We start from the raw sequence: 1,787 nt of genomic DNA, 5'->3' as shown, positions 1-1,787 counted from the left end.
CGTGCTTTGGCGCTTTGCATATATCTAGCTAAAATTAACAAGCTTTCAAATGAGGATAAAGCCAAAGCCATATTGGTAATGGACGACCCAGTGACCAGCTTTGACAATGAACGAATCTCTAGTATTTTGAATAAGCTCTATGAGATTTCGCCAACTATAAAGCAGTTGTTCATAACAACCCACTACCGTGGAATGGCCGCGACAGCAATTAAGAAGTTCAATAATACGAGAGCACTAAAAATTGTAAAAGTAGCGAATGGCTCGGACTTTGCTGCTACTACAGAGGCAGAGATGACAGCGACGGAGCATGATGATGCATACAACGAAATCACTGCATTTATAAACAATGAAACCCAAGACAACAAAATACTGATACTTAGACCATTCTTGGAAACAGAGCTTCGCCATCGATACAAAAACCAACTCAGAACCAACGGGGCCACTATGAGAACCGATTTTTCAGTTTGTATCGATACCCTTAAGGACAGTAATGTTATAACTGAGGCAGTAGCAAATGAGATTCATTCTTTTAGAACAACTTTAAACTCACCAATGCACGAGTTGATGGAGATGAATATTGAAGATGTTCGCAATACCGCAACTGATATGATGGATTTGATTTATAACCGCATGTAAAGCATGAGAGAGCCGGGCAAATGTGCGGCTTTTTACAATTCAATTGGTTACACTAAGTTGAAATGCAGTGTACCGAGTGCTATCCCCGAGAGAACATACCAGTTTCGTATGTTCTTATCACAAAGTTTATTGGATCAGAAAAAGACATAATTGACTCAGGCAATGATAGTGTAAATATATCAGGTATAACTTTTAGGCCTTTAGGCTGATAAGTCTATTATGTTAGAGATTGTTTTCTGAATTTAATTTAGCCAACAATTTTTTCTTATCGTCGTCTGTTAATTTATCTATCAAGCAAACTAATTCAGCGGTTATATCATCTTTACAAAAGAAATAATTCAGTGGCACACCTAACTCTTCAGCCATACGGGTTAAAGTACCAATATCTGGTACGTGGCGACCTTTTTCGTAATGGTTCATACGACCACTGGCTGAACTTTCTTCCATTCCGATTTTTACTCCCAGGTCTTTTTGGGTGATTTTAGCTTTTTTACGTGCAGCTTTGAGCCTCGCAGGGATCGGGTTTTCCACTTAGACATTCTTTTTTTACCTATAGATAACTTAGATTGTCTAAGTTTTACCTATTTTTGTATACTTAGCAATCCTAAGTTTGTTGTGAGATAGAGGTAACAATGAAAAGAACCAAAAAACTAAGCCATCCAATTTATAACCTTCTTATTAATCATAATCTTGATCGGTTCACGGTGACTCAGGCTCGCGATGTATTACAACAATCCATTGACTGCTTTGATAATGCGAATGACGCAAGGAAATACGTTTATCGCCAAGTAAATCGCCTTGTATCCAATGGATATTTAAAAACAGTGGGTAATGGCAGGGCAAAACAATACATAAAAACTGAAGCATTCAACTTGAGCTCATTTTCTAAAAAAATGGTTAAAAAGTATCAATGTGAAACGATGGTACCGGAAAAAACAACTCAAATTAGCCAAAACGAAAAATACATAGAAACGTTACAAAAAGAACGTATTCGGTATAAAAGTGAACTTTCAGTTACCTTTGCGGAGGAACAAGAGTATTGTCGCCTAATGAGTCGGTTTCCAGATAAAAAAGAACTTTTAATGCCTATTTATACTCAAGCTAAAGAACGTTCAGAAACAACTCTTGGAAAGATAAATGCACTTACTAGT

3 protein-coding genes are annotated in these 1,787 nt (G+C 37.0%); 2 read left to right on the top strand and 1 reads right to left on the bottom strand.

Annotated features, from left to right (window positions below; all coding sequences use genetic code 11):
• The coding region (locus tag IQR33_RS23965) for a hypothetical protein (protein WP_228014106.1) at window positions 1–636 on the top strand (636 nt) is incomplete at its 5' end.
• A gap of 222 nt (window positions 637–858) precedes the next feature.
• Here IQR33_RS23965 and IQR33_RS23960 read toward each other — a convergent pair.
• The gene (locus IQR33_RS23960; protein ID WP_031815847.1) at window positions 859–1,167 is read right to left on the bottom strand and encodes a helix-turn-helix domain-containing protein; all 309 of its coding nucleotides are present in this window, start codon (window positions 1,165–1,167) and stop codon (window positions 859–861) included.
• Between the two features lie 101 nt (window positions 1,168–1,268).
• Here IQR33_RS23960 and IQR33_RS23955 point away from each other — a divergent pair.
• The coding region (locus tag IQR33_RS23955; protein WP_193844125.1) for a hypothetical protein at window positions 1,269–1,787 on the top strand (519 nt) is incomplete at its 3' end.

It is taken from the genome of Vibrio sp. OPT46 (assembly GCF_015163535.1).
GTDB lineage: Bacteria > Pseudomonadota > Gammaproteobacteria > Enterobacterales > Vibrionaceae > Vibrio > Vibrio alginolyticus.
Note: the sequence above shows the minus strand (reverse complement) of the source record. Positions and strands in the feature narration are given on the sequence as shown.